General features: G+C 54.8%; 20 protein-coding genes and 1 pseudogene (1 of these 21 only partly in view). 5 read left to right on the top strand and 16 right to left on the bottom strand.

Annotation, left to right across the window (positions count from 1 at the left end; all coding sequences use genetic code 11):
- From TRICHSKD4_RS08450 to TRICHSKD4_RS08405, 10 genes are all read right to left on the bottom strand, one after another.
- Nucleotides 1-880, bottom strand: partial view of an Ldh family oxidoreductase gene (locus TRICHSKD4_RS08450; protein ID WP_139052007.1) — the 5' portion only. The gene continues 128 nt to the left of window position 1, outside the view; 880 of the gene's 1,008 nt are visible here — the first part of the coding sequence; the start codon lies at nt 878-880; the stop codon falls past the left edge of the window.
- Nucleotides 881-940: 60 nt separating this feature from the next.
- Nucleotides 941-2,119 (bottom strand): UxaA family hydrolase, encoded by a 1,179-nt coding sequence (locus TRICHSKD4_RS08445; RefSeq protein ID WP_009467086.1) that lies wholly within the window; start codon nt 2,117-2,119, stop codon nt 941-943.
- Nucleotides 2,120-2,131: 12 nt separating this feature from the next.
- A complete protein-coding gene (locus TRICHSKD4_RS08440) occupies nt 2,132-2,422 on the bottom strand; it encodes a UxaA family hydrolase (RefSeq protein ID WP_009467085.1) in 291 nt (96 codons plus the stop codon).
- Nucleotides 2,415-3,428 carry a zinc-binding dehydrogenase gene (locus TRICHSKD4_RS08435; RefSeq protein ID WP_009467084.1) on the bottom strand — a complete coding sequence of 338 codons (1,014 nt, stop codon included), beginning with the start codon at nt 3,426-3,428 and terminating at the stop codon, nt 2,415-2,417. Before TRICHSKD4_RS08435 ends, TRICHSKD4_RS08440 begins: the two co-directional genes overlap by 8 nt.
- Nucleotides 3,425-4,186 (bottom strand): SDR family NAD(P)-dependent oxidoreductase, encoded by a 762-nt coding sequence (locus TRICHSKD4_RS08430; RefSeq protein WP_009467083.1) that lies wholly within the window; start codon nt 4,184-4,186, stop codon nt 3,425-3,427. Before TRICHSKD4_RS08430 ends, TRICHSKD4_RS08435 begins: the two co-directional genes overlap by 4 nt.
- Nucleotide 4,187: 1 nt before the next feature.
- A complete protein-coding gene (hisD, locus tag TRICHSKD4_RS08425; RefSeq protein ID WP_009467082.1) occupies nt 4,188-5,495 on the bottom strand; it encodes a histidinol dehydrogenase in 1,308 nt (435 codons plus the stop codon).
- An 8-nt stretch (nt 5,496-5,503) separates the two neighbouring features.
- Complete coding sequence (locus TRICHSKD4_RS08420; RefSeq protein WP_009467081.1) at nt 5,504-6,835, bottom strand: TRAP transporter large permease; 1,332 nt, start codon at nt 6,833-6,835, stop codon at nt 5,504-5,506.
- Between the two features lie 11 nt (nt 6,836-6,846).
- Complete coding sequence (locus tag TRICHSKD4_RS08415; protein WP_009467080.1) at nt 6,847-7,362, bottom strand: TRAP transporter small permease; 516 nt, start codon at nt 7,360-7,362, stop codon at nt 6,847-6,849.
- Nucleotides 7,363-7,472: 110 nt separating this feature from the next.
- Entirely contained in the window at nt 7,473-8,615 is a 1,143-nt protein-coding gene (locus TRICHSKD4_RS08410) for a TRAP transporter substrate-binding protein (RefSeq protein WP_009467079.1), read from the bottom strand.
- 27 nt (nt 8,616-8,642) lie between these two features.
- Nucleotides 8,643-8,825, bottom strand: a complete 183-nt coding sequence (locus TRICHSKD4_RS08405; RefSeq protein ID WP_009467078.1) for a hypothetical protein — start codon at nt 8,823-8,825, stop codon at nt 8,643-8,645.
- Between the two features lie 154 nt (nt 8,826-8,979).
- On the opposite strand from TRICHSKD4_RS08405, the gene TRICHSKD4_RS08400 reads away from it, so the two are divergent.
- Nucleotides 8,980-10,026: a LacI family DNA-binding transcriptional regulator gene (locus TRICHSKD4_RS08400; RefSeq protein WP_009467077.1), complete on the top strand. Its 1,047-nt coding sequence runs from the start codon at nt 8,980-8,982 to the stop codon at nt 10,024-10,026.
- Nucleotides 10,027-10,057: 31 nt separating this feature from the next.
- On the opposite strand, the gene TRICHSKD4_RS28035 is transcribed toward TRICHSKD4_RS08400, so the two are convergent.
- Both TRICHSKD4_RS28035 and TRICHSKD4_RS08390 read right to left on the bottom strand, forming a co-directional pair.
- The gene (locus TRICHSKD4_RS28035) at nt 10,058-12,475 is read right to left on the bottom strand and encodes an ATP-binding protein (protein WP_009467076.1); all 2,418 of its coding nucleotides are present in this window, start codon (nt 12,473-12,475) and stop codon (nt 10,058-10,060) included.
- Between the two features lie 97 nt (nt 12,476-12,572).
- Nucleotides 12,573-13,292, bottom strand: a pseudogene (locus tag TRICHSKD4_RS08390) (transposase); the annotation flags it as partial.
- 113 nt (nt 13,293-13,405) lie between these two features.
- Between TRICHSKD4_RS08390 and istA the strand changes: the two are divergent.
- From istA to TRICHSKD4_RS08370, 4 genes are all read left to right on the top strand, one after another.
- Nucleotides 13,406-14,935: an IS21 family transposase gene (gene istA / locus TRICHSKD4_RS08385; protein WP_009469599.1), complete on the top strand. Its 1,530-nt coding sequence runs from the start codon at nt 13,406-13,408 to the stop codon at nt 14,933-14,935.
- On the top strand, nt 14,925-15,716 hold the full coding sequence (gene istB / locus TRICHSKD4_RS08380; RefSeq protein ID WP_009465782.1) for an IS21-like element helper ATPase IstB: 792 nt from the start codon (nt 14,925-14,927) through the stop codon (nt 15,714-15,716). Before istA ends, istB begins: the two co-directional genes overlap by 11 nt.
- A gap of 76 nt (nt 15,717-15,792) precedes the next feature.
- A complete protein-coding gene (locus tag TRICHSKD4_RS08375) occupies nt 15,793-16,119 on the top strand; it encodes an aldehyde dehydrogenase family protein (RefSeq protein ID WP_009467074.1) in 327 nt (108 codons plus the stop codon).
- A gap of 5 nt (nt 16,120-16,124) precedes the next feature.
- Complete coding sequence (locus TRICHSKD4_RS08370; protein WP_009467073.1) at nt 16,125-16,505, top strand: carboxymuconolactone decarboxylase family protein; 381 nt, start codon at nt 16,125-16,127, stop codon at nt 16,503-16,505.
- A 48-nt stretch (nt 16,506-16,553) separates the two neighbouring features.
- On the opposite strand, the gene TRICHSKD4_RS08365 is transcribed toward TRICHSKD4_RS08370, so the two are convergent.
- The 4 genes from TRICHSKD4_RS08365 to TRICHSKD4_RS08350 are packed head-to-tail and all read right to left on the bottom strand — an operon-like array spanning nt 16,554 to nt 20,660.
- On the bottom strand, nt 16,554-18,044 hold the full coding sequence (locus TRICHSKD4_RS08365; RefSeq protein ID WP_009467072.1) for a mannitol dehydrogenase family protein: 1,491 nt from the start codon (nt 18,042-18,044) through the stop codon (nt 16,554-16,556).
- Between the two features lie 2 nt (nt 18,045-18,046).
- Nucleotides 18,047-18,820 carry an L-iditol 2-dehydrogenase gene (locus tag TRICHSKD4_RS08360; protein ID WP_009467071.1) on the bottom strand — a complete coding sequence of 258 codons (774 nt, stop codon included), beginning with the start codon at nt 18,818-18,820 and terminating at the stop codon, nt 18,047-18,049.
- On the bottom strand, nt 18,817-19,818 hold the full coding sequence (locus TRICHSKD4_RS08355) for an ABC transporter ATP-binding protein (RefSeq protein ID WP_009467070.1): 1,002 nt from the start codon (nt 19,816-19,818) through the stop codon (nt 18,817-18,819). Before TRICHSKD4_RS08355 ends, TRICHSKD4_RS08360 begins: the two co-directional genes overlap by 4 nt.
- An 11-nt stretch (nt 19,819-19,829) precedes the next feature.
- Nucleotides 19,830-20,660, bottom strand: a complete 831-nt coding sequence (locus TRICHSKD4_RS08350; RefSeq protein ID WP_009467069.1) for a carbohydrate ABC transporter permease — start codon at nt 20,658-20,660, stop codon at nt 19,830-19,832.

The raw sequence follows: 20,660 nt of genomic DNA, 5'->3' as shown, positions 1-20,660 counted from the left end.
TTTCGATGTGTTGGAGCAGATCTTCCAAACGACTTGCGAAGCCGACATTGTCAGACGGCTTCAAGGCAATCAGGTATTGGCCGACATTGGGTGGCGGACCATCCGCTGAAAAGAAAGAAGATGCTTCTGCACTTCTGGCCGCACCCGTCATGAGAGCAGCCAAGATTTCCACCATCAGGGCAAGCGCGGTGCCTTTAGCCTCACCGATGGGGACCATTGTCCCTTCAAGCGCAGCCTCTGGGTCCGTCGTCGGTTTCCCGTCTTGATCAAGTGCCCATCCTTCGGGAATACTTGACCCGGCTTTCTTTGCATTCATGACCTTTCCACGCGCAACACGCGACAAGGAGAGGTCAATAACCAGCGGCGGCTTGTTATCACGGGGCGCTGCAAAGGCGATCGGGTTGGTTCCGAAAACCGCAGACTTGGCTCCCCACGGCGCCATGGCTGCAGGAGCATTGGCAACCATCATTGCGACCAGCCCCTTTTGAGCCAGCTTCTCCACCTGCACGGACAAAGCACCGCAATGATGGGACCGGTAAATCGCCATCGTGGCCGAGCCATGCTCCTGCGCCAGCTCCGCACCGGCCTGAATGGCTGCATCGAGTGCCGGATAGGCAAAACCGTTTCCAGCATCAATTAAAAGGCTCGTGGTCGCTGCATGGGCGACAGACACACTCGCATCCGCGACCACTTTGCCCGACACGACCTGAGCCACATAATCCTCAACGCGGGAGAACCCATGTCCAACCTGCCCTTCTGCTTCAGCTGCAACGAGTGCACTGGCAACAGAGCGCGCAGATTCGACCGGGACAGAAACCTTGCGAAAGGCCGCTTCGACAAGTTCCGTCGCCTCAGACAGGTTCATACAGTGGGTTTGCATGATTAAAAGCCCCGCTTGGGCGGCCGTTGCCAACCGCCCAATCAAGATCGCTCGCCGATATCAGGCGCTGCGATATAGTTTGGTCATGGAGAACTCACGGTGCCCAAGTGCTTCGGCTGCCGTGTTTCGACCATTCGCAGTCCGGCGGATCATGTCGATCAGCTCATCTCCGGCTTCATCGATGGTCATTTCGCGGCGCAGAATGCCGGAGACGTCCACATCCACGTGCTCAGCCATAGTCCGGACAGTGCGCGGGTTGGCGGTAATCTTGATCACCGGCACGATTGGGTTGCCGATCACGTTGCCCTGCCCTGTCGGGAATGTGTGAATGACCGCACCACCTGCAGCCATCAGCGTGACACACTCTGCAGCCGCTGATGAGGAATCCATGAAGTAAAGACCCTTGCCCGATTGAGGCGCTTCGGCCGGATCGAGAATATCGACATACTGAGACGTGCGGCCAATCTTTTCCAGATTGCCAAGCGCTTTTTCCTCAATGGTGGTCAAACCGCCCTCGATGTTGCCCTTGGTCGGCTGGCTGTCGGAGAGGTCGTCGGTCTGGTGAGCGAAGATGACATCGTCCTGATAAGCCTTCCACATCTTGTACCAACGCTCGCCAACTTCTTCGTTGATCGCGCGCTTTTGACAGATGTGCTCGGCACCGGTGATTTCCGATGTTTCGCCGAAGAAGCCATAGATGCCTTCCGGAAGCAGCTTGTCATACATGTTGCCAACGGTCGGACAGGAGCCGAGACCTGTGGTCGTGTCACTTTCACCGCACTTGGTGGAGACCCAAAGCTCGGAGATGTTGCACTCTTCGCGCTGCAGCTCGGACGCCCAATGGACATATTCCTTGGCTTTCCAGCTTGCTTGACGGATCGTTTCCAGATCCCCCTTCTGTTCAATGGAAATGCCCCAAACCGGCTTTCCGGTTTTGGCAATTCCGTCGACAACGCGCTGGGTCCAGCTCGGCTCAATTCCGATCACGACGACAGCCGCAACGTTCGGATTGGCGCCCGTGCCGATAATGGTGCGGAAATGAACTTCCAGATCCTCACCGAACTGCAAGCGGCCGTAGGCATGCGGAATTGCCATTGTCCCTTTGATATTGTTCGCAACGGCCTCACAGGCAGCGTTCGAGATATCATCAAGCGGCAAAATAACGACGTGGTTCCGGACCCCGACCCGGCCATTTTCACGCCGGTAGCCCATGAAAGTCATGTTGGAATATTTTGACATGGGAGCGACTCCTTACCAGCGCTTTGTCTTGCAATTGTGGGTATGGACGTGTGCGCCCTTGGGGATGTCAGCAATGATCTTGCCGATGTCTTCGCCGTATTTAATGGCCGTATCGCCTGCCTTTAGATCCGTCAGAGCGATTTTGTGCCCGATCGGCACATCGGCTCCCGCAGTCAGGCGAAAGGTTGAGTTGTCATGGGTAATGCAGCACAGCATGTCCGTGCCAGCGGTCAGCCCCTCCACGACGACAACACCCACGTTGTCGGCTTGCTCATGAACAAGCAGATGCGGAATTTCAGACATTCTTGTCTCCTGTAGTGTCTGGCTTAAGCAGAATTTTTGGTGAGGCAACCTGGCCTGCCCGCAAATCGGCAAAGGCTGTTGCCCCTTTAGAAAGAGGACGGATTTCAACCCAGTCCAATGCACCCAGCCGACCATCAAACATGGCCTTGGCTGTCTCGCGGAAATCTTCAGCGGTATAGGTGTAGGTCCCGATGAAGGTGATCTCCTGCAAAGTCATTCGGCGGATATCGAGACCGCTTTCCCCTGATCCGAGGCCGATATGCGCGATGACGCCCCCGGGACGGACTGAGGCAGATGCCATCTGGCGTGTTGCGGCATACCCGACGCCGTCAATGATCAGATCAAAGGGCTGCTCGGCTTCTGCTTGTTCTGGTGTCAAAACCTTCAGGCCGATCGATTTCTCAAGGAACGCGGCCCGCTGGCTATTAGGCTCCACAACCGACACTTCGGATATACCTTGCGCCTTTAGCGCCAGCGCGGCACCAGTTCCAATTGCACCGCCACCGATCACAAGAGCCCTTGCGCCGTTCCAAAAATCGCCCAACGCCCGGATACCCAGCCGAACCGCATGCCATCCGCAAGCTATCGGCTCAACAAGCGCAGCTGTGCTGTCTGGCACATGATCAGGAACATCAACCAAATTCCCAACTGGCATCGCGACATAATCTGCGAACCCGCCTTCTCGTGGCGGCATGGAAATGATCTGGCGGTTCGGGCATAGATTTTCCTGTTTCCGTTGGCAGGCTGCGCACTCACCGCAAGGAACCAACGGGTTTACCGCAACGCGCTGTCCAGTTTTTGCGCCAGATACAATGGTTCCGGTAACTTCATGTCCGAGGATCAATGGAGCGGGACGGCGCTCATCATGCCCAAGATAGGCGTGCATGTCTGATCCACAGATCCCGCAAAGTGCAATCTGGATGAGGACTTCCCCCTCTTTGGGAGATGGATTTGGGAAGTCTTGATAGTCCAGTTTTTCTGGACCGTTATAAACAAGGGCTTTCATTTCGCCGTGAACCCCCCATCAACCATCAATATCTGCCCTGTGACATAGTCAGAGGCTGGCGAACACAGGAACAGCAATGGACCATCAATGTCCTCAAGCCTCCCATTTCGACCAATGCAAGTTTGAGCTGCATTGCGAGCAGCGCGTTCGTCATCTCCAAAGACAGCGGCAGTGAGTTCCGTTGGAAAGAAACCGGGTCCAATCGCATTGGTGTTGATCCCGCTTGAAGACCAGGCTTCGGCCATCGCGCGCGTCATCTGCCCGACACCGCCCTTGGTAGCGCCGTAGGCGATGCCACCAGGAAATGCGCGCGTGGTTTGCAAGGATGCGAAATTGACGATCCGCCCCCAGCCTTTTTCCTTCATTGCGGGAACAAGTGCCTGTGACAGGAAGAACGGGACGCTGAGATTGAGTGCCAGCGTGATGTCCCATCCTTCCAGTGTTACCTTATCGGCAGCTTCCCGGGTATTGATCCCAGCCGCGTGAACCAAAATGTTCGGCGAACCAAACGGCGCAGTGATCTGATCAACGATGTCCGGCAAGCCTGCGCGGTCACTCAGGTCCGCCGACACGCACGCCGTCGATCCCGTGGTTTCGTTTTGCCAGTCCTCCAGATCAGCTGCACGGCGAGCGACGCCAACAACCGAAGCACCCGCTTGAGCCAGTGCAGTTGCTGCACGCCGCCCCAAGCCGGAACTTGCACCGGTCACACAGGCCACGCGCCCTGCAACATCAAATATGGAGGAAGCGGAGTTCACGTCAGGCTCCTGCCGTCAGATCAAACGTTTCATCCGGGAAGTATTTCTTCAAACGGATGTCGGCGGTGCGGGCGTGCCCTTCCATGCCTTCAAGGCGCGAGATGCGAGCGGTTGCTTCTGCAACAGGCTTGGCACCTTCCCGGGTTGCACGCTGCCAAGTCACGATTTTCATGAACTTGTGCACCGACAACCCACCGGTATAGGTGGCGGCGCCCGATGTGGGCAGAACGTGATTGGTTCCCGACGCCTTGTCGCCAAAGGCAACTGTCGTTTCTTCGCCAAGGAAGAGAGAACCGTAACAGGACAGACGACCCAACCACCAATCAAGATCTTGCGCCTGAACGGTCAGATGCTCTGGAGCATATGAATCTGAAGTTGCCGCCATTTCTTCGCGGTCACCGCAAAGTATGACTTCGGCATAGTCCCGCCAGGCCGCCATTGCATTGTCCCGGTTCACTTCAGGCAGGTCCTGAATGAGTTCAGGTACCAGACGCATAACTTCTTCGGCGAGCGGACGATTGTCCGTCACCAGCCAAACCGGTGAGTTGTAGCCATGTTCGGCCTGCCCCACGAGATCGGCTGCAACAACCATTGGATCAGCGGTTTCATCCGCGAGGATCAGACTGTCTGTTGGCCCTGCAAACATATCGATACCGACACGGCCGAACAGGATGCGTTTGGCTTCAGCGACAAATTGATTGCCCGGTCCGACAAGAATGTTTGCCGGCGGCATACCAAACAGACCGAAGGCCATTGACGCAACACCTTGAACACCGCCCATGGCGAGGATCTGATCCGCACCACAAACTTTAGCGGCGTAGACGATGGCCGGATTGATACCAACTCCCGGGCGTGGCGGCGAGCAGGCAATGATGTTTTTGCAGCCTGCCACCTTTGCCGTCGTCACAGTCATGATCGCGCTGGCTATATGGCTGTAGCGACCACCCGGGATGTAACAGCCGGCTGTGTCAACCGGGATGCACTTTTGCCCTGCAATCAGACCCGGAATGATTTCCACTTCGGTGTTGCCGCAGGATTCTTTTTGAGATTCAGCAAACCGCTTTACATTGGCGTGCGAGAACTCAATGTCCTGTTTCAGCTTTGCAGGAACCAGAGCGCTTGCGGCTTCGATTTCCTCAGCGGGGAGGACAATATTGCCCTCATACTTGTCGAACTTGGCCGCATATTCCAGCGCAGCCTCGTCTCCACCTGCCTCGATCCGGTCGAGGATTTCCTGCACGATCGCCGTCGTATCGGACGCGTCGCTGCGAGACGTCTTGGTGGCTTTTTTCAAATACTCGACAGACATGGTCAGTCCTACTTGTAGATGTCAGGAAGAAGCGTGGTTGAAATCTCGGGCACGTAGGCGATCAGCAGCGTCACCGCGAGCATGAACAGCACGAAGGGGACGGCCCGAGCGGCAATCTTGAGGATCGACTCCCCGGTCAAACCCGAGACCACGAAGAGATTGAGGCCCAGAGGCGGCGTAATGAACCCGACGCCCAGCGCTGTGATCATCATGATGCAGAACTGGATTTCATTCATTCCGATATTGTCAGCCAGGGGCTTCAAGATCGGCGCCAAGATCACGATATTCGGGGTTGTTTCCATCACGCAGCCAGCTGCGATCAGGATACCCACCATCAGGAAGATGAGGATCGCCGGATTGTCCGTCAGAGATGTAACGGAATAGACGAAGCCTTGCGGGACACCGAGAATAGCCAACGCCTGAGCAAGTGGCAGGGAGAAGGCAATGATCGGCAGGATCACACCATTCACCTTCGCTGAGCTCACCAACATGGCCGGGAAATGAGACAGCCTCAAAGTGCCGAGCATGAAGCCCATGGCAATGGTGACCACCACGGCGACAGCACCCGCCTCGGTTGGCGTCAGTCTTCCAGAGAAGATGCCATAGAAAATGATGCCCGGAACAATAAACGCGTACCATCCGGATTTCAGCGCTTGCACCACATTGGCAGACCATTCGGCGAAGCTCATCTGGCCGCCGTTTTCATAGGCGTAAATCCGGTTCATGACGATGTTCGTCACAAGGATAGAGACCAGAATGGCAATGCCGGGAATGAGCGCTGCCTGAAACAAGGTAGATGCGGAAATGCCAAGGACAAGGCCGATGATGATGTAGGCGATCGACGGCGGGATAAGGATACCTGTACAGGCACCTGCTGCGACCAAGGCACAGGCGTAAGGACGCGGGTAGCCACTTTCCACCAAACGGGCGATCGTCATCCGGCCCACAGCAGCAGCACCGGCGGCATCAGACCCGGAGATGGCCGAGAACATGCCGCAAACGAGAACCGTTGCCGAGCCGAAGCCGCCTTTTGTCCAGCACGTCAGCGCTTCTGCCACATCCAAGAACTTGCGGCTGAGGCCCGTGCGGACCAGAACATCACCCGTCAGGATGAACAGCGGAACCGCCGTAAGAGCAAAGTGGTCAATGCCGTGAAAGAGGCTTTCGCCGATGAGCGACAGCGGAAGCGCGCCGGACATCATGAGCATGGCGATCGCCGCCGCGCCAATTGCAGCCCAAACTGGAACGGCAAGTGCGACAAGGCCGACGAAAATCAGGACCGGACCATAAAAGTCCCAACCGAGTTCAACGGCTTGATTTTGGAGTTGTTGCCAAAGCATATCGTCTCTCCTCAATCAAACAGCTTGTCGCCTTCGTAAACGGCGTTGCCGTTCCGAAGATCGCGCATATCGCGCAGAAAGGACTGAAGGAGGCGAATGATGACAAGCCCGAACCCGATCGGTACCGCCAAGAGGAACCAGACCTGGGAGATGCGAAGACCGTGGGTGACGGATCCGAATTTGGCCGAAACCAACACAGTTTCCATCGACCAAAAGAACGCAACCGCCGCCACGCCAAACATGACCAAATCGCCAAAAATATAGAGCAGCGCTTTCAATCGCGGCGAGGCATAGTGCATAATCACATCGATGCGGATGTGGCCACGCTCCTTGACAGCAGCTGCTGCTCCGATCCAGGCCAGATAAATGAAGCTGTACCGAACGATCTCTTCGCCCCAGATCGAGGAATAGGCGAAGACTTCGCGCCGAACCACCTCGATAAACATCGTCAAGACGATCATCGTGTAGAATACGAGCAGTGACCAGCGCTCCGCGTTCTGGTCCAAGGCATGCAGAATTTTGGACATAGCTTCCCCTCACCCGGTGAATGGCGCTTTGCGCCCGACCGGAATGCGTCAGCTTTCAGAAATGGTGAGTGGCCCGGGAGTGAGATATCTCCCGGGCCGAGATTTGGATCTTATGCGTCGTGGACGTAGTAGCGGCCGCGTGTGCTTGCTGCTTCTTCCAGACGGTTGAAGGCATCCATGGAGCCAGAAAGGTCCACCTTGAACTGATCCCACTCGGACCGCTGGTAACCACCGGCATCCTGCCACTCGCCGAGCTGGTCTTCGGAAAGTGAATGGAACTCAACGCCAGCCTTTGTCAGCTCGGACATTGCGTAGGCGCGCGCTGCCGGAACTTTTGCCAGATTTTGCTGCGCGGTCATTTCACCAGCAAACTCAATACCTTCTTGAACATCCGCAGGCAGGCTGTTGAACCACTCAAGGTTCATTGAATAGACCTGACTGTCCGGAACGGCCTGCGTGAATGTTACGTGGCTCAAGATATCCTTGAAGCCGAAGACGTAAAGAGCGCCAACAGACGGGTCGAGAGCGTCAGCAACACCTTGCTTGATTGCTGAAGGTGTTTCACCCCAGGCAACCGGCGTCGGGTTTGCGCCAACCATGCGGTAGTACTGCTGCAGCATGGCAGAACCCGGAACGCGGAACTTCACGCCATCGAGATCGCCCGGTGTGATGACAGCGTTGCTGCCTTTGCGAATAGCAACCACGCGTGGGTCAATCACTACGTAGAACAACGCCTTGAAACCGGAAGCTTCCACTTTCGGGTGCACTTCCTTTTTCCAGGCCTCAGACGTCACCAAATTGGTGAAGCGCTGATTGGAGCCGCAGAAATAAGGCATGTTGATGAGATCAACAGCAGATGCAAACGGAGCAAAGTTTGACAGGGAGTGCTGTGCCGCCTGAATGGTGCCGCTTTGGACGGCCTGAGCCAGCGCACCACCGGCACCGAGCTGACCACCTGGTGCAAGCTTCACATAGACCTTACCGTTTGTCGCATTCTGGATGTTTTCTTTCAGATCCAGCTGCATGATTGGATAACTGCGAGACGCACCAAGCACATAAGCGGTGGCGATAGTCATCACATGATCAGCCGCGGCCTCACGCTCGCGCTCTTCTTTTGCAGTCTGCGCGACAGCTTGCTCAGACCACAGCAGCCCACCTGCACCTGCAACAACAGCCGCTGTGAAAGCGCCGGCGCTTGCAAGCTTCATGAAATTTCTACGTTCTACGGACTGCAGCTCTTTAATCTCGGACATACACTTCCTCCCAGTTTGTCTTTGCGTTCAATTGCCTGCCTCGCGCGCGTCCTCCTCCTTTTTCAGGACGGCCGCCACGAAGGCGATCGACGTGGCAAACAACAAAAGCATTTCACCGACGCTACCCAGAAAGGGAGTTCCTCCGAATGAGCCAATCGAAACGTTGATCAGGAAAGCGGCGAAAAACGCCCCGGACAACATAAGCAACACATTCACCTCCCAACACCAGAATAACCTAGCGATAAGTGCGAATGTAAGCGCTTACATTCTCCTTGGCAAGCATGAATTTCGTTTGATCTGGACCCGAAGCATAGTAATCAGGGGCTGTGGTCGAAAAAATTCGGCTTAAACTCAGGCTTTTGGAATGACGCAGGGACCAACAAAAAAAGGAACCGCACTGCCGACTTTGGCAGATGTAGCCAAAACTGCAGGTGTCTCCACGGCAACTGTGTCCCGTTGTCTCAATTCGCCAACGCAGGTCAGTAAAGCCACCCTTGATCAGGTGATGGCAGCCGTTGACCAGCTAGGTTATGCCCCAAACTACAACGCCCGCGCCTTGGCAGCCCGGCAAAGCAAAACAATCGGCGCGATCATTCCAACCATGGAAAACGCGATTTTTGCCCGTGGTCTGCAAGCCTTTCAAGAGCGCCTTCGCGATCACGGCTACACTCTGCTTGTAGCCAGCTCCGCCTATCGGGAAGATGTCGAGGAAGAGCAAATTCGCACACTCGCAGCACGAGGCGCAGACGCCCTATTGCTGATCGGTTACCACCGCAATGAAGAGATTTATGAGTTTCTTAAAAAGCGGAAGGTTCCAGCCTTGATTGCTTGGGCGTGCGATCCCTCCTCAAACCTTCCGGCGATCGGCTTCAACAATCGACAGGCCATGCGTGCTCTTGCGGAAGACGTACTGGACCAAGGGCACACGCAAGTTGCGTTTATTTCCGCACCAACAGCGACAAACGACCGTGCCCGTGGTCGGGTTGAGGCCGTCAAAGATGCCATGCTGGCGCGCGGCCTTGACCCGAGCCGTCTTTTGCTCGCTGAAACTCATTATTCTATCGAAAACGGGGAACAGGCTTGCCGGGAAATCCTCACCTCAGGAGCAAGACCGACGGCAATCATGTGCGGAAACGACGTGTTGGCCATTGGCGCACTGCGCGCTGCTGTTCAGCATGGACTAGAGGTTCCCAAGGACATTTCAATCACCGGCTTTGACGATATCGAACTTGCCAGTGTCGCGCTGTTGCCACTGACCACCGTTCATGTTCCCCACCGACGCATGGGCAAACAAGCAGCCGATGTCCTGACCAACATGCTTGCTGGCAAAAGTTTCGATCGCCACACGGAGCTCGACACCGAAGTTACTCACCGAGCCACTTTAGGCCCAGTGCCGCACTCAGAAGCTTAAGTCCGGGCAAGGGGCTTTTCATTTCTAAAGCTCAACTGGAACCACGAACAGCTGCAAGATGCGGACCGGATGCGTCCGGTTGTTTTGCCGAATTCTCCGCTGTGTCGGCACCAAGAGCACCTTTTTTCATTTCCAGTAATATGGCGGCAAGAACCGAGACAATCTCACCTTCCGATGATAGTCCGTTATCCAGCACCATATCGACGGACGGATGCTCAAGCTCGCTGCCAGCTTCACACATCGCAATCACCGCGACATTGGCTGCATCCGGGATTTCATCAAGCAGGTCGACACTGCTTTCATCATCCCCGTAGAGCGCCGTGTTGAGGATCACAAAGTCGAACGCCTGTTCGGAAAGACGTTTTCGGGCACCAGACAAGGTCACCTCGTGAAGGCATTCCACTTCACCTTCCAACCCAGAGCAGAGCGCTTCTTCCATATCCTCTTCATGGTCGATGTAAAGGCCGATCAAAGTGCTGTCTTCAGCCAGCCGTGGCGGGCGCACCAACTCGGCGTTTTGTAGGCGTGGGAACTCGATGACGAATGTCGTGCCCACGCCTTCTTCACTGGTGAAGTTGATGCCGCCATCTATACCCTCAACAAGACGTTTTGTAATGTTGAGACCAAGCCCGGTACCACCTTTTTTACGGCGCTCCGAGCCATCAGCCTGACTGAAGGGATCAAAAATATAGGCCTTGAACTCGTCTGGAATACCCATGCCGGCATCTATGACGTACAGCTTGGCCGCCTCGCCTTCTAGGCCAACGCGGACATCGACCGTTCCATTTTCGTGGCTGAATTTGGCCGCATTCGAAATCAGGTTGGAAAGCACTTGCTGCAATCGCGCCTTGTCGACCTTCACTACGACAGGCTGCTCAAGAGGCGTTGCCTTGAGTTTGACATTTCGCTCAAGCGCGTAGTGCTGGTTCAATGCCACAGATTCCTCGACCGCCTCGTTCAGATCAACTTCTGACAAATCGAAGGTCGTTTTGCCGGACCGAAGTTTTTCAAGGTCCAGAATATCATTCACAAGAAGGTTGAGGCGTTCGCTGTTTTTAAGTGCGAGATCCATCATCTTTGACACTTTTTCAGGTATCTCAGTGCCCGCGGCCAATGTGTTCGCCAGCGCGAGTGATCCGCGAATGGACGTCAACGGCGTGCGAAGTTCATGGCTGACCGTGTAGATAAACTCGTTCCGCATCCGGTCAATTTCCTGACGATGAGAAACATCACGCACAACTCCGATGTACTTGCGCTGACCGTTGATTTGCAACGAATTTACGCTCAGTTCTATTGCAACCTCGTTCCCATATTTGTCCAGAGCTTCAAACTCGCGGAAGCTATGGAACTCTGGCATCACGTCATTTGTATTCGCACGATGAACGAAGCTGTCATGCACATCAGCCAATTCAGTTGGCATCAACATAGCTACGTTTTTACCGATGACCTCTTCAGGCGTGTACTCGAATATTTTTTGACTGCCCGCGTTGTATTTTTCGACAACTCCCTTGTCATCGATCAAGATAATCCCTTCGATTACCTTCTCCAGTATGGTTGATGATTGCGCCTCTGCCTCCAAGAGGTCTTGAGCTCGTTTTCTAATTGCAGATGCCAGATAGCCTACTTCATCGTCCCTTTTCTCTGGCAACCCACTAACAAGGCGCTTTTCGGGCAGGGCTTGCACTTGGTTGGCAAGCTTCCGAAGCGGCTCGATAAATTTCCGGCCCGCATACACAGCAATCAAGAGGATTGGCACAAGCAGGAACATGCCAATCTCCAGAACCCGGTAGAAAAATGCGGACGACTCCGCAAAAAACTCAGATTTTGGAAGATACTGTATCAATCCGATTTTGGTCGAGTCCTGGCTAAACCCAGCGCTAGAGCGCACAAAATAACCGATCTGCTCATTCAGCTCGACGAGCCCTTCGGCGCCCGATGATTGAGTATAAGCCGCGACCAGCTTAGGCAGGTCACTTTGAGCCGCGTTCGCCAGAAAAAGCTTCTGACCAGACATCGCCCCCTTGACCTGATAGTGCATGAAATCACCGCGGGCGTTTACGGCAATCATATCGTGTCTAGGTGGGGCTGACTGAAACGCTGCCAAAAGTATTTTCTCGTAGTTTACATTAACGATCAAAATAACCTTCCGGTCCCCCAAAGGGTCGTCGATTGCCCCCCTGAGAACCGGCTTTGCGTTTTCTTCAATTTTCCCGTTCTCGCGATTGAGGGTAACGTCAGAGAACGCAACTCTGTGCCCCCTGCTTTTCATCGCAAGCGCAAAATACGGTTCGCCGCCCTTGTCCTGAAGGTCTTCTGGCCGGACGGTTCTCAATCCATATTGCGTTCGATCAACCCGAACAATTTCGGTGCCGCTTTCATTGGCCTCAATCAGTCGAAACTGGGCATATTCCGGACGATTGCTCAACAACGCTGAAAACGTCGTTGCCAAACGGTCCTTCAACTCTGCGATAGTGTCGGTCGTCAGGGATTTTTGGACAGATATGAGTTTTGTTTAAGGGAGTATCTGGCTCATCTGTTTGTCGATATTAGGCGGCCTGTTTGCGGTGTTGCAAGCGGCGTTGTTCGATGGTGCTTTGTTTGATCCTTTCTCGTTTGCGCAGGATTTGTTCGCCGCGCCCGAAGTAGACGTCAGCGGGTGTGAGGTTCTTCAAGCTCTCGTGATATCGGTGATGATTGTAGTGGCTGATGAACTTGCTTATTTGGGCTTTGAGGTCACCGGGCAGGAAGTAGTTCTCCAGAAGGATCCGGTTTTTCAAGGTCTGATGCCATCTTTCGATCTTGCCCTGCGTTTGGGGGTGGTATGGGGCTCCACGCACATGGTCCATGCCTTTGTCGTCGAGCCAGTCGGCCAGCTCACCGGCGAAGTAACTTGACCCATTGTCCGACAACAGTCTTGGCCGGTGGCGGACACTGGCCTGATTACAGCCTGAAGCCTGTAAGGCCAGTTCCAACGTATCCGTGACATCACTGGCCAACATCGTCGTACACAGCTTCCACGCGATGACATAGCGGCTGTAATCATCAAGGATTGTTGACAGGTAAAACCAACCCCAGCCAATAACCTTCAGATAGGTGAAGTCTGTCTGCCACAGCTCATTGGGCGCTGTGGTCTTGTTCTTGAACTCGTCAGCTGCCTTGACCACGATAAAGGCCGGACTGGTGATGAGGTCATGGGCTTTCAGCAACCGGTAAACACTGGCCTCAGACACGAAGTACTGCTTTGTGTCCGTAAACTGGACAGCCAGTGTTGATTTTCACTGAGAACTGACCCGGTGGCCCCATAAATTGTTACTGAGAACTGACCCATGTGAACACACTACCCCGACGTTTTTGGCTCGGGGGATATGGAGTGATCGACATGGGATTTTTGAGTGTCATTCGACGCTGGGCATTGCGTGACAAAATGCCAATCAGAGAGATTTCCCGTCGCACGGGTTTATCTCGCAACACGGTGAAGAAGTATCTGCGCGAGGGCATTGTTGAGCCGAAGTTCAAAACCCCGCCGCGACCAACCAAACTTGATCCGTATGCGGACCGTTTGTCTTCTTGGCTTGTGGCCCAGACGCGCAAGTCGCGCAAAGAGCGTCGAACCGTCAAACAGATGCACGTGGATCTGGTGCAGTTAGGGTATGATGGCTCCTATGAACGTGTGGCGGCCTTTGTCCGTGCGTGGCGTGCGGACCGGCAGCGGGCGGAACAGACGACAGGGCGCGGCACATTTGTGCCTCTGATCTTCCAGCCCGGCGAAGCTTTCCAGTTTGATTGGAGTGAAGACTGGGCCAATATTGGCGGCGAGCGACTGAAGCTTCAGGTCGCGCATATCAAGTTGTCACACAGTCGGGCGTTTTTGGTCCGGGCTTACCTGCTGCAAACGCACGAGATGCTGTTTGACGCCCATTGGCACGCGTTCCGCGTGTTTGGCGGCGTTCCTGGCCGAGGGATCTATGACAATATGAAGACAGCGGTTGATCGCGTCGGCAAAGGCAAGCAGCGGGACATCAACGTCCGTTTCAAGGCGATGGCTAGCCACTACGTCTTTGAGCCTGAGTTCTGCAATCCGGCTTCAGGTTGGGAGAAAGGCCAGGTCGAGAAGAACGTCCAGGACGCGCGCAATCGGCTTTGGCAGGTCATGCCCGTCCTTGCAGATCTGGCTGAACTGAACCAATGGCTTGAAGATCGGTGCATCGCCCTTTGGGCGGAGACGCCGCACAAAGCCTTGCCGGGGTCTCTCGCCGATGTGTGGAAAGCTGAGAAGCCAATGCTGATGGCTCTGCCGCCGGCCTTCGATGGATTTATCGAACATAGCAAGCGAGTGTCTCCCACATGCCTGATCACATTCGAACGCAACAGGTATAGCGTGCCCGCCAGCTTTGCGAACCGCCGTGTCAGCCTGCATGTCTACCCTGACCGACTGGTCGTTGTGGCCGAAGGGCAAACAGTTTGTGAACATGCACGGCTCATTGATCGGTCCTGCCGCAAATCAGGCAAGGTTGTTTATGACTGGCGGCACTATCTTGCTGTCATTCAGCGCAAACCTGGCGCCCTTCGCAATGGCGCGCCCTTCACCGAGATGCCGGAAGCCTTCCAACGGCTGCAGGAACGCATGTTACGCAAGGAGGGGGGTGACAGGGAAATGGTCGACATCCTCTCATTGGTTCTGCAGCATAACGAAGAGGACGTGTTACGCGCCGTGGACAAGGCGCTGGAAGCGGGTGTGCCAACCAAGACGCATATCCTGAACCTTCTACACCGGTTGATCGACCGTAAGCCGACGGAACATCCAGAAGTCGACCCACCGGACGCCTTGGCATTGCAAACCACGCCCGAGGCAAATCTAAATCGTTACGATGGCCTGAGACAGGCTGGGGAGAAGCGCCATGCGTCATGACCCAGCCGGAGCCTCTATCGTCATCATGCTGCGCAGCCTCAAGCTCTATGGCATGGCAAATGCCGTCGAAGACCTGGTCGCCCAAGGTGCCCCAGCCTTTGAAGCCGCGACCCCGATGTTATCACAGCTGCTCAAGGCTGAAATGGCGGAACGAGAGGTTCGATCCATCGCTTACCACACAAAGGTCGCCCGCTTCCCTGCATACAAAGACCTCACCGGCTTTGATTTTGCGTCCAGTGAAATTAACGAAGCGAAAGTCCGGCAGTTACACCGGTGTGAGTTCATCGAAAACACCGAGAATGTCGTTCTGATCGGTGGGCCCGGCACGGGCAAAAGCCACACCGCCACAGCAATCGGCGTTCAGGCGATCGAACACCACAGGCGCAAGGTTCGGTTCTTCTCAACAGTGGAGCTGGTCAATGCACTGGAGCAAGAAAAAGCGATTGGCAAGGCTGGGAAAATCGCTGATATGCTGACCAAAGTCGACTTGGTCATCCTGGATGAGCTCGGTTACCTGCCGTTCAGTTCATCAGGTGGGGCGCTGCTCTTTCACCTGCTCAGCAAGCTCTACGAGCGCACAAGCGTCATCATCACAACCAACCGTAGCTTCTCAGAATGGGCGCAGGTCTTCACAGATGCAAAGATGACCACCGCTCTCTTAGACCGCCTCACGCACCGCTGCCACATCTTGGAAACAGGCAACGACAGCTACCGCTTCAAAGCCAGTTCCAAGGATACAAAGAAAACTAGAAAGGAGACCCCAACATTGACCGCGTCATAGACCACGACGCATAACTAAAGGTGGGTCAATTCTCGGTGAAAATACCGGGTCAGTTCTCAGTGAAAATCAACACGATGTGACCAAAGACACAACAATTGCCCATGATGAGGTTTTTGGACCAGTGCTGTCCGTTCTCAGGTTCAAGGATGAAGCCGAAGCAATCGAGATAGCCAATGGCACGCCTTATGGTCTTGTTGCCGGCGTTTTCACCAAAGATATTGATCGCGCCATGCGTGCCAGCCAGAAGCTGCGAGCGGGGCAGGTCTTTGTCAATGAATGGTACGCGGGCGGGGTCGAAACCCCGTTCGGTGGCTTTGGGAAGTCCGGTTATGGCCGGGAGAAGGGGCGTGAAGCCCTGATGAATTATGTGCAAACCAAAAACGTTGCAATCAAGCTGAGGTGAACACCATGGATCAGGATCTGTTTAAAAAAGGGTTGGCTCAGCGCAAGGCAACGCTGGGCGCTGAGTATGTTGAAAAAAGCTTGGGCGCTGCTGATGATTTCACATTGCCTTTTCAAGAGGCCATGACCGCGTGGTGCTGGGGCTTCGGCTGGGGCGATGAGGCAATTGATGCAAAAACACGGTCCATGATGAACCTCTCCATGATCGGTGCGCTTGGCAAGATGCAGGAGTGGGAACTTCATTGCCGCGGTGCCATTAATAACGGAGTGACGAAGGAAGAAGTCCGCGCCATTATCCACGTTATAGCGATCTATTGCGGTGTGCCTCAGGGACTGGAGTGCTTCCGTGCTGCAAAGAAGGTATTTGCTGAAGTCGAATCCCAATAGGTCGAGCTAAGGTCAGGCCACATTAATTTGAATGAAATGGGCCTGGCCCTAACCACCTAAAACATATGCTTTGAGCGTCGCGTCGCAGCCCTCTTGCCAAAGGGCCCTAAGCCAGCGGTCGAAGGCTTCCGTAAATCTGGAAGTTTCTGAAAGTCCGCCGTAGTAGCTTTGTTTAAGCCAGGCAATAGGCTCATCGCGCGCTGACAGTGCTGTTTGAGTAAGCACATCCCAATGTGGGTCATTGGGTTCAATAGTTGAGCCATCTTCACGCGATCCTGCGCACATTCTCGCCCAAAGTGCCTGTGCTAAAGCCAAACCCTCTACAGACGCACCGACCTCAACGGCTTCGCGTATTGTCGGAATGAGAAAACCGGCATGACGCGACGATCCGTCAAAGGCAACGCGGCGGGTCGTGTCATGAATTTTGGGATTGGAAAAGCGCTGCTCAATCAGCGACAGATAGTGATCTGGTTCCATTCCCGGAACGGGCTTTACATGCGGCAAGATTTCTTCCAGCTGCACTTTGCGGAAGAACGCGGAAACGCCAGAATGGTCCATACAGGAAGCGATGGTAGGTAGCGCCAGAATTTCACCTGCATTGGCCAGCAACTGGTGCCCACCGTTCAAAATGCGGATTTTCATGCTCTCATAAGCATGAACATCGTCCGTTAGCGTCACGCCAGCTTGTTCGAGCGGCGGGCGACCTGCGCAAAACGCATCTTCAATCACCCATTGGCGGAAGTTTTCGTGAGTGACCGGAGCCTGATCCTCAACGCCAAATGATCGGGCAAGCGCCAGTTCGGTTTCACCGGTCGCCGGGACTATGCAATCCACCATGGAGTTCGGGAAAGTCGCAGATTGATCGATCCAGTTTGCCAAATCTGCATCCATCAAGCGTGCCAGACCCACCACAGTTTGACGCAGAATATCGCCGTTGCCCTGCAGGTTGTCGCAGCTAAGAACAGTAAATGGCCCCGCTCCAGACATACGTCTGGCCTTTAAGGACGCAACAATTGCACCGAATGCTGTGCGCGGTTCATTTGGATGGGCAACATCATGTGCGACGTCCGGGTGGTCCGCATTAAATGCCCCGGTTGAGGTTTGAAAATATCCCCCCTCGGTGATTGTCAGAGAGACAATTCGGATAGCGGGATCCGACATGGCGGCAATCAATACCGCATTACTCTCCTCCACCGGCAGGTAATTGATCATTGATCCCACCACCTCGGCAGACGAGCCGTTCGGATCCAATTCGATCAATGTGGTCAGGCAATCTTGAGCAAGCAACCGAGCGCGCATCGCGGCATCGCTTGCTCGAACGCCGGCTCCGAGGATTGCCCAGTCGTGAGCAAGCCCCTGCTCCATCAGCTTGTGCAAGTACCAAGCTTGGTGTGCCCGATGAAAATTCCCAACCCCGATGTGAACGATACCGGGCTTTAATGCAGCTCGAACGTAGCTTGGGCGCTTGATCGCTTCATTCAGGCCGCCCAACGCTGTGTCTGTTAGGCGCGTCAGACTTGATCTGCTGTTTTCTGCCATGATCAGCTCATCCATTGTCCGCCATCGACGTTGTAGCATTGCGCGAGGATGTATTCGGCATCCGCACTCGCCAGAAACACGGCCATTCCTGTAAGGTCGTCCGGGCGTCCCATTCGTCCAAATGGAACGCTTTCCCCGACTTCCCGCTTCTTTTGACCGGGCGCCTTGTTTTCGTATTTGGCAAAGAACGCGTCCACACCATCCCAGTGCTCGCCATCGACAACACCCGGCGCTATCGCGTTCACGTTGATGCCGTATTCAATCAGATTGAGAGCAGCTGACTGCGTCAGGCTGATAACGGCCGCCTTGGTTGCGCAATAAACAGCGACAAGCGGTTCTCCGCGCCGTCCGGCCTGACTGGCCATGTTGATGATGCGTCCGCGAACACCCTTGTCGATCATGTGCCGCGCGACAGCCTGCAGAGTGAAAAGCGTTCCGGAGACATTAATATCAAAGACCCGCTGATAGTCTTCTTGCGTGATCTCAGTGATCGGAGCTGCTGTAAATAAAGCTGCGTTGTTGATCAGAATATCGATCTGCCCGAAGGCTTCTACGGTGGCGGAAACCGCAGCATCAATGCTGGTCTGATCAGTTACATCCATCTCCACGGCGATGGCGCTAGCACCAATCTCTTCTGCCGCTTCCCGCGCGAGCTCCACATTAATGTCAGCGATAGCGACGCGGGCACCTTCCTGGACATAGGCCTTTGCAAACGCCAACCCGATGCCGCGGGCAGCACCTGTAATCAGAGCGTTTTTCCCGGCAAGCCGCGTCATAGACGAAGGCCTTGAGCGTCGAATTTGTGAATGACATCTGAACGCGGCGTCAGGTGTACGCGGTCGCCATGGCGAAAGCCCACTTCCCCACCTGCGCGCACCGTTATCGTGTCTGCAAGGCCTGTGTCGTGTATGTGGAAGAATGTGTCAGAGCCCAGATGCTCGGACACCCCGACAACACCGGTCCAGTCGCCGCCAGATTCCGAAACTTCAATGTGTTCCGGACGCACCCCAATGGCATGAGCGTTGTGGCGCTTCGCTTCTTCCCCTTCAATGAAGTTCATTTTCGGGGAGCCAATAAATCCAGCAACAAACTTATTGCGCGGGTTTTTATAAAGCTCCAAAGGCGAGCCGACCTGCTCAATATGCCCAGCGCGCAAGACGACAATCTTGTCTGCCATGGTCATCGCTTCGACCTGATCATGGGTCACATAGATCATTGTGGTTTTCAGGCGCTCGTGCAGCTCGCTGATTTCCAGACGCATGCCAACACGCAAGGCGGCGTCCAGATTTGACAGCGGTTCATCGAACAGGAAAGCGGACGGCTCGCGAACAATGGCGCGCCCAATAGCAACGCGTTGACGCTGACCACCTGACAACTGGCCCGGACGGCGATCAAGATAGTCGGTCAGGTTCAACACATCCGCTGCAGCTGTTACACGCCTGTCGATTTCCGATTGCTCCATCTTCGCCATGCGCAGCGGAAACGCGATGTTCTTGCGAACCGTCATATGCGGGTACAGCGCGTAGGACTGGAACACCATCGCCAGGCCACGTTTTGCAGGAGCAAGCTGTGTCGCGTCCTGACCATCAATGGAAATCTGCCCGCTGGTGACATCCTCCAGCCCGGCAATCAATCGCAAAAGGGTGGATTTTCCGCACCCGGATGGACCAACGAAGACGGTGAATTCGCCGTCTTCGATCGTCAGGTCCAGTGGTGGGATAACCTGCGTGCTGCCGAAGCTTTTGGTGATTTGGTCGAGTACAATACGCCCCATGTCTTCGGTTCCTATTTCACTGCGCCAAATGTCAGGCCGCGTACAAGTTGTTTCTGACTGAACCAGCCAAGGATCAGGATCGGAGCGATAGCCATGGTCGAGGCTGCGCTCAGCTTGGCGTAGAAGAGACCCTCAGGGCTGGAGTAGCTTGCAATGAAGGCCGTCAGCGGCGCTGCCTGTGCTGCCGTCAGATTGAGTGTCCAGAAGGCTTCGTTCCAGGCGAGGATAATGTTCAAGAGAATGGTCGACGCTATGCCGGGGATCGCCATGGGCGTGAGGACATAGAGGATTTCTTCCTTGAGCGTTGCACCATCCATTCGGGCCGCTTCAAGGATTTCCGTCGGGATTTCCTTGAAGTAGGTGTAGAGCATCCACACGATGATCGGGAGGTTGATCAGCATCAGGACCAAGACCAAGCCAACACGCGTGTCCAGTAGACCAAGGCTGATGAACAGGAGATAGATCGGATAGAGCACGCCAACTGCCGGGAGCATTTTGGTGGATAGCATCCACAGCAAAATATCCTTCGTGCGCTTGGAGGGAACAAACGCCATGGACCAGGCCGCGGGCACTGCGATCAAAATGCCAAGAAGGGTTGAACCACCGGCAATGATAATGGAGTTCCACAAGAACCGCATGTAATCTGAGCGCTCCTGAACGACCGAGTAATTCTCCAAAGTCCAGTCAAAGAAGAAGAACAAGGGCGGATCATTGATCGCCTGCGCTTCCGTTTTGAAACTGGTCAGGATGGTCCAGAGGATCGGAAAGACGATCATCAGTCCGATGGTCCAGGCGATTATGGTATTTAGCGCCTTGCGCCGTGTTGAAACAGAACGCGCCAT

Origin of the sequence: Roseibium sp. TrichSKD4 (assembly GCF_000148725.1) — a bacterium.
In the GTDB taxonomy this organism is placed as follows: Bacteria; Pseudomonadota; Alphaproteobacteria; order Rhizobiales; family Stappiaceae; genus Roseibium.
Note: the sequence above shows the minus strand (reverse complement) of the source record. Positions and strands in the feature narration are given on the sequence as shown.